Annotated in this window: 8 protein-coding genes and 1 pseudogene; 3 read left to right on the top strand and 6 right to left on the bottom strand. The window is 66.6% G+C overall.

Annotated features, from left to right (window positions below; translation table 11 throughout):
- Window positions 1-441, top strand: a 441-nt coding sequence (locus VTU_RS0103880) for a methionyl-tRNA formyltransferase (protein WP_029554085.1), incomplete at its 5' end; no start/stop codon positions are given.
- Between the two features lie 42 nt (window positions 442-483).
- A complete protein-coding gene (locus tag VTU_RS0103875) occupies window positions 484-1,734 on the top strand; it encodes a multifunctional CCA addition/repair protein (protein WP_010100967.1) in 1,251 nt (416 codons plus the stop codon).
- Window positions 1,735-1,786: 52 nt separating this feature from the next.
- On the opposite strand, the gene pyrC is transcribed toward VTU_RS0103875, so the two are convergent.
- The 5 genes from pyrC to VTU_RS0103855 form a co-directional block, all read right to left on the bottom strand.
- Complete coding sequence (gene pyrC / locus VTU_RS0103870) at window positions 1,787-2,878, bottom strand: dihydroorotase (RefSeq protein ID WP_010100966.1); 1,092 nt, start codon at window positions 2,876-2,878, stop codon at window positions 1,787-1,789.
- A gap of 60 nt (window positions 2,879-2,938) precedes the next feature.
- Window positions 2,939-4,108, bottom strand: coding sequence for a M20 family metallopeptidase (locus tag VTU_RS0103865; RefSeq protein WP_010100965.1), 1,170 nt, complete (start codon window positions 4,106-4,108; stop codon window positions 2,939-2,941).
- 168 nt (window positions 4,109-4,276) lie between these two features.
- On the bottom strand, window positions 4,277-4,534 hold the full coding sequence (locus tag VTU_RS34380) for an SEN1982 family lipoprotein (RefSeq protein ID WP_010100964.1): 258 nt from the start codon (window positions 4,532-4,534) through the stop codon (window positions 4,277-4,279).
- The gene (locus VTU_RS34375) at window positions 4,531-4,917 is read right to left on the bottom strand and encodes an SEN1982 family lipoprotein (RefSeq protein WP_010100963.1); all 387 of its coding nucleotides are present in this window, start codon (window positions 4,915-4,917) and stop codon (window positions 4,531-4,533) included. Before VTU_RS34375 ends, VTU_RS34380 begins: the two co-directional genes overlap by 4 nt.
- A 223-nt stretch (window positions 4,918-5,140) precedes the next feature.
- Window positions 5,141-5,767 carry an SEN1982 family lipoprotein gene (locus VTU_RS0103855; protein WP_010100962.1) on the bottom strand — a complete coding sequence of 209 codons (627 nt, stop codon included), beginning with the start codon at window positions 5,765-5,767 and terminating at the stop codon, window positions 5,141-5,143.
- A 250-nt stretch (window positions 5,768-6,017) separates the two neighbouring features.
- Between VTU_RS0103855 and VTU_RS0103850 the strand changes: the two genes are divergently transcribed.
- Window positions 6,018-6,827 (top strand): phosphodiesterase, encoded by an 810-nt coding sequence (locus VTU_RS0103850; RefSeq protein WP_010100960.1) that lies wholly within the window; start codon window positions 6,018-6,020, stop codon window positions 6,825-6,827.
- Between the two features lie 15 nt (window positions 6,828-6,842).
- Here VTU_RS0103850 and VTU_RS25570 read toward each other — a convergent pair.
- Window positions 6,843-7,023: pseudogene (locus tag VTU_RS25570) on the bottom strand (DUF58 domain-containing protein); the annotation flags it as partial.

The following is a 7,023-nucleotide window of genomic DNA, read 5'->3' as shown; positions in this document are numbered from 1 at the left end:
CTGGGCGGCCGCCTCATCGTGCAGGCGCTGGAAATGGCCGCGCGCGCGCGCCTGCAAGCACAGGCGCAGCCGGCCGAGGGCGTCAGCTACGCGCGCAAGATCGAGAAATCCGAAAGCCCCATCGACTGGTCGCTGCCCGCGGCGGTGATCGGCCGGCGCATCCGGGCGTTTGACCCGTTTCCCGGCGCCAGCACCGGGTGCCACGGCGAAACCATCAAGGTCTGGGGCGCGGCAATCGATGCCAAGGGCTGCGCGGCCGATCTGCGCCCGGGGCTGATTCTGGCTGTCGATGGCGCAGGGGTCGCCGTGGCCTGCGCGCAGGGCACGGTCCTGCGCCTGACGGCCCTGCAACGCGCCGGCGGCAAGCGGCTGGATGCGGCCGACTTTCTGCGCGGCGCTGATTGGCGACCCGGCATGCTGCTGGGCGCAGCGAGCGCATGAGCCGCCCCCCGCGTCCCCTGCGCAAACCCTGAGCCAGCCCGCATGCAGATCTACATGGTAGGGGGCGCAGTGCGCGACCGCTTGCTCGGACGCCCCGTGCACGACCACGACTGGGTGGTGGTGGGCGCCACGCCCGGGCAGATGCTGGCGCACGGCTATCTGCCGGTGGGGCGCGATTTTCCCGTCTTTCTGCACCCCGAGACGCGCGAGGAATACGCACTCGCGCGCACCGAGCGCAAGAGCGGAAGCGGCTACCGGGGCTTCGTGGTGCACAGCGCGCCCGACGTGACGCTTGAGGAAGACCTCTCGCGCCGCGATCTGACGATGAATGCGATGGCCATGCGCACCGCGGATTCGGGCGTTGCAGAACTTTTCGACCCGCACCATGGCGCCCGGGACGTCGCGGCCAGGGTGCTGCGCCATGTCAGCGATGCCTTTCGCGAAGACCCGGTGCGCATCCTGCGCGTGGCCCGCTTTGCGGCGTGCTTGCCGGACTTCACCGTGGCGCCCGGGACGATGCAACTCATGCGCGAGATGGTGGCGCACGGCGAGATGCAGCACCTGGTCGCCGAGCGCGTATGGCAGGAACTGGCGCGGGGGCTGATGCAGGAAAAGCCGTCGCGCATGTTCGAGGTGCTGCGCGCGTGCGGCGCGCTCCAGGTGCTGCTGCCCGAGGTGGCGCGCCTGTGGGGCGTTCCCCAGCGCGCCGAATACCATCCCGAGGTCGATACCGGCGTGCACCTGATGCTGGTGCTCGACATGTCCGCGCAACTACAGGCGCCGCTGAGCGTGCGCTTTGCCTGCCTGGCGCACGATCTGGGCAAGGGCAACACCCCGGCCGACCTGCTGCCGCGCCATATCGGCCATGAAGTGCGCAGCGCCGAGCTGCTCAAAAGCCTTGCCAAGCGCTTGCGTGTTCCCGTGGATTGCCACGCGACCGCCGACACGGTGGCGCGCGAGCACGGCCACGTCCACCGCAGCGGCGAACTCTCGGCCGCGGCGCTGGTGCGCCTGCTCGAACGCTGCGACGCGATCCGCAAGCCCGGGCGCTTTGCCGACGTCCTGCTGGCCTGCGAATGCGATGCGCGCGGGCGGCTCGGATTCGAGGAGTCGGCGTACCCGCAGCGGGCGCGGCTTGCCGCCGTGCTCGCCACCGTGCAATCCGTGGCCACCAGCGACATCGCAGCGCAGGCAACGGCGCAGGGCGCGAGCGGCCCGCAGGTCGGCAAGCGGATTCACCGCGCGCGCGTCGCGGCGGTGGCGCATTGGATCGCGGCGCAGGGAACGGCCTGAGGCGCGGCGGCTGCACACCAGCCGGGCGGCGGGCGAACTGCGCGCTCCGGCATCAGCGCGCCGGTTCGTCGCCGCCAACTTCCAGGGACGTCGTGCCGTCTGCCGGAACCAGCCGCCACGGCAGGGACTCCCCCGCGCGCAGCGGCTTGAGCTCTGCCTGGCCAAACGCAAAGCGCTGCGGGGGCGTCCAGGACTCGCGGCGCAGGGTGATGCTGCCGGTGTTGCGCGGCAGGCCGTAGAAGTCGGGGCCATGGAAGCTGGCAAAGCCTTCGAGCCGGTCGAGCGCAGCCGCGTTGTCGAAGGCCTCGGCGTACATCTCGATCGCAGCGTGCGCGGTGTAGCAGCCGGCGCAGCCCGTCGCATGTTCCTTCAGGTGCGCGGGGTGCGGCGCACTGTCGGTGCCCAGAAAGAACCTGTCGGAGCCACTGGTGGCGGCGCGCACCAAGGCCAGCCGGTGCGTTTCGCGCTTGAGAACGGGCAGGCAGTAGTAGTGCGGGCGCAGGCCCATGGAAAAAATGGCGTTGCGGTTGTACAGCAGGTGGTGCGCCGTGATGGTGGCGGCCGTGAAGCGGTCGGCCTGCTGCACATAGTCGGCGGCGTCCCGGGTGGTGATGTGCTCGAAGACGATCTTGAGCTCGGGAAAATCGCGGCGCAGCGGGATGAGTTGCTGTTCGATGAACACGGCCTCGCGGTCGAACAGGTCCACGTCGCTGCCGGTCACCTCGCCATGCACCAGCAACAGCATTCCGGCCTTCTGCATGGCTTCGAGCGTCTTGCGGATCTTGCGCAAATCGGTCACGCCCGCGTCGCTGTGGGTGGTGGCCCCCGCGGGGTAGAGCTTGGCGGCGAGCACGCCGGCCGCCTTGGCGCGCCCGATCTCGTCGGGCGGCAGCTCGTCGGTGAGGTACAGCGTCATCAGCGGCTCGAAGCGCAGGCCAGCGGGAACGGCCGACAGAATGCGCTGCCGGTAGTCCAGCGCCTGCTGCGCCGTGGTCACGGGGGGCCGCAGGTTGGGCATGATGATCGCGCGCGCGAACTGGGCGGCGCTGTGCGCAACGACGCTGCGCAGGGGCTCGCCGTCGCGCAGATGCAGGTGCCAGTCGTCGGGGCGGGTGATTCTCAGCGTGTGGGGTGCGGCGCGCATGCGCAGGATTCTCGCATTCGCGCAAGGGCTGGTTCCGGCGGATCGGAAGCGCCCCGGGAATCAGGGGTGGTCCAGGATGGCCAGCGCCACGGCCTGGGCACGGGGCACGCAGGTGGCCAGCTCGCAGTACTCGCGCTCAGTGTGCGCGTGCCCGCCCACGGGGCCGGTTGCGCACAGGGTGGGCGCCCCGACGGAGGCCGTCAGGCCGCTGTCGGCCGCGCCTCCGGTGAACTCGCCCTGCACCTCGAAGCCCAGCGACTTCGCGCCGCGCTGGTAGAGCGCGAGCAGGGGCTCGGGCGTGGGCCGCATGGGCAAGGTGCGGCGCGCCGCAGTGATGCGCCCCCGGGTGTGCGGCAGCGACGGCTCCTCGACGACGGCGCGCACCCGCGCAAGCAGCAGGTCCGGGTCGGTGTCCGAGGTAAAGCGCAGGTCCAGTTCGGCCCGGGCATGCGGCGCGACCATGTTCGGCACGACTCCGCCCTGCACCACGCCCACATTCGCGGTGGTTCCCGTGGCGGGGTCGGTGAACGCATGCAGCGCAAGAATCTTGCGCGCCAACGCGTCGATCGCGCTGGCGCCCGCTGCGGGGTTGATTCCCGCGTGCGCGGCGACCCCTTCGATCTCGAACTCCACGACCATGGAGCCCTTGCGACTGGTCACGAGGTTGCCGCTCACGCGGCCCGGCTCGGCGTTGAACACCGCCCGTGCACCGCGCGCCTTGGCCATGATGCGCTCGCGTGTGGCCTGCGAGCCGATCTCTTCATCGCACGAAAAAAGCAGCTGCAAGGGCGTCTTCAGCCCCCCGCAACGCGCGAAGGCTTCGGCGACGAACACGTTCATCACCAGGCCCGACTTCATGTCGGCCACGCCGGGGCCGTATGCGCGATCGCCCTCCACCCGAAAAGGACGCCGCGCCGCAGTGCCCGCCGGGTACACCGTGTCCATATGCCCCATGAGCAGGATCGGGGCGCCCTCGCCGGCCCCGGGAACCTGGCCATGCAACAGCACGCCATAGCCGGGAACGGGCTCGCATTGCACCGCCACACCGGCCGCCTCAAGCCGCTCGCGCAATGCGCTCGCCACGGCGCCAACACCCGCTTCGTCGCGGCTGCCGCTGTCGATATCGACCACTTTGCGCAACAAGGCCTGCATTGCCGGCCCCTGGCCAGCGAGCCAGTCCAGAACGCGCGCCCGCAGCTGCGCATGGCTTGCGGTATCTTGCATCTTCATCCTTTGCGAATCGGTTCGTTCAAGCCCTGAGGCCGGCAGTGTGGCACACGCTCCGAAGTCAGGGGGATAACGGAGGAAACTGGCAGAAATTGGCGCGAGGCCCGCGAAACATCGCTCGCGTCGTCCCATCCTGCGGCGCTTCTTGCCCAGGCACCGACCAGCGGCCCCTCAGTCCAGCCCTTTAGCCTCCCAACCCAGGCTTGTCAGCTTGACCTGGTGTTTCTGTTCTTTTTTCTCGGTTCCTTCAATGATTTTTCCGACCTGGGGAAATGCGGTCTGAATTTCGGATTTCCTTGCCCAACCCGCCAAATCGTCGATTTCGTACAGGTACGTCACACGGGCTTCCTGGTAGTCACCCCGTTTCATGGGCCCTTCCCATTTCACTATTTTGTCGAGCGCCAAGTTTCCGTAGCAAATGTCGCTCACCTGCTCCTGATCCCGCTCCCATTCCCGGTGGAATTTTTTCCTGCATCGGTCAACACATAGCGCTTTACCATGAGTTTGCGACCCGTCGGTTTGTTGCTGGCCCAGTGACGCTGATCGATTTCGGTATCGGTTCCTGACACCAGACCAACAGCGACCAAGGCTTCCATTTTTCCCGCCATGTTGGTCGGATCGTCCTTCTGCGCTTTCAAATCCTCTTGCGACACATCGGCTGGCCACTTTCTCAGGCCCAGGCAAAGCTCACCTTTCTTTTCGAAATACTGCTTCATGGCTGCGCCAAAGTTCTTTTCGTTCACGTCAGTCTTGCTGCCGCAGGCCGTGAGCAGGATTGCTCCGGCCACCGCGAATGCCAAGTGGGTTTTCATGGTTCTGTTCCTTGAGAAAAACGATACATCAGTGGGTTTGAGGTCTCCGACCACGGCGGGCGCGTCCGCTTGAGTCCAGGCCAACGGCAGGCCGGCCTACGGCATCGTCGACACGGCGGGCATCACTGAGGGGGTTGGCAGGAATCGGCGCGAGGCCCGAGAAACATCGCTCGCGTCGTCCCATCCTGCGGCGCTTCTTGCCCAGGCACCGACCAGCGACCCCTTAGTCCAGCCCTATAGCTTCCCAACCCAGGCTTGTCAGCTTGACCTGGTGTTTCTGTTCTTTTTTCTCGGCTCCTTCAATGACTGCGCCGACCTTGGGGAATGCGGTCTGAATTTCGGATTTCTTTGCCCAACCCGCCAAATCGTCGATTTCGTACAGGAACGTCACACCGGCTTCCTGGTAGTCACCCAGTTTCATGGGTCCTTCCCATTTCACTATTTTGTCGAGCGCCAAGTTTCCGTAGCAAATGTCGCCCCCCTGCTTCCGGTAGAATTTTTTTCCTGCATCAGTCAACGCATAGCGCTTCCCCATGAGTTTGCGACCCGTAGGTCTCATGCCCCAGATAACCTCATCGATTTCGGCATCGGTTCCTGATACCAGATCAACAGCGGCCAAGGCTTCCATTTTCCTTACCGTGCTGGTCGGATCGTCCTTTTGCGCTTTCCAACTATCTTCCGACACATCGACTGGCCACTCCACCTCTCCCAGGCCCAGGCAAAGCTCACCTTTCTTTTCGAGATACTGCTTGATGGCTGCGCCAAAGTTCTTTTCGCTCACGTCCGTCTTGCTGCCGCAGGCCGTGAGCAGGATTGCTCCGGCCACCGCGAGTGCCAATTGGGTTTTCATGGTTTTGTTCCTTGAGAAAAACGATACATCAGTGGGTTGAGGTCTCCGACCACGGCGGGCGTGTTCACTTGACCGCTGCGCAAAGACCTGCGCCAAGCAGTGTAAGCTGATGTCTTTGATGTGACAAACATCAACACAAACCCCGGGCTTTTCCTGGACCACCTGCTTGCGGCCAAGCACGCAGTTGCGCGAGACTCTGCCCGCGGGCCTGTCCCGCACCGCAGCAGACCCCATCCGGAAAGAGTCCCCCATGTTGATCGCCCAAATCTCCGACACGCATGTCCAGGCCAGCGGCAGGCCGGCCTACGGCATCGTCGACACGGCGGGCATGCTTGCGGCATGCGTTGCCGACGTCCTGCGCCAGGATCCGCGCCCCGACCTGGTCCTGCTGACGGGGGACTTGGCCGACCATGGCGACCCCGGGGAGTACGCCTTGCTGCGCGAACTGCTCGCGCCGCTGACGATGCCGATGTACCTTCTGCCCGGAAACCATGACGAACGCGCTGCGCTGCGCCAGGCATTTACCGGCCCGCGCTTTGGCTATTTCGGGCAGACCGGCGAATTCCTGCAGTACGCCGTGGACCTGGGGCCCCTGCGGCTGCTCGCGCTGGATACCGTCGTCCCGATGGAAGGGCGTGGGCAGTTGTGCGGCCCAAGGCTGGCCTGGCTGGACGCGCAACTGGCGCAGGACCCGCGCCCCACGGTCATCGCCATGCACCACCCGCCGTTTGCCACGGGAATTCCCTATATGGACACGCTCGGGCTCGAAGGCGCCGACGTGCTGGAGAGGATTCTCGGAAAGTACCCGCACGTCGAGCGTGTGCTGTGCGGCCATCTGCACCGTTCCATCCAGTGCCGCTTCGGGGGCACGCTCGCGTCCACCTGCCCCAGCCCCGCGTACCAGCTGACGCTGGACCTGCGCGCGAACGCGCCGGAGCGCTTCGTGCTCGAGCCCCCCGGCTACCAGTTGCACCAATGGCATGCGGGCCGGCTGGTGTCGCATGCCTGCGTCGTCGGCGAGTACGCGGGGCCCTACGGATTCTGCGCGGGCGGGAGTTGACCCGCCATCAGTTCTTCAGCACAGCGCCAGGGCCTCCAGGCAGCGCCTGCGGTGCGCGGCGCCCGCGTCGGGAGCGATTTCCACGCCGGGCAGGCGCAGGCCGTAGCTCAGGCCCAGCCGGTCGGCCTGCAGCACCCAGGCGGTCAGGCGCGCGATGCGGGCCTCGGGGTCGGGTAGCGCGGCGCACGCCGGGTCG

Origin of the sequence: Verminephrobacter aporrectodeae subsp. tuberculatae At4, from assembly GCF_000193225.1 — a bacterium.
Classification (GTDB): domain Bacteria; phylum Pseudomonadota; class Gammaproteobacteria; order Burkholderiales; family Burkholderiaceae_C; genus Acidovorax; species Acidovorax aporrectodeae.
This window is presented reverse-complemented; position numbering and strand designations above follow the sequence as displayed.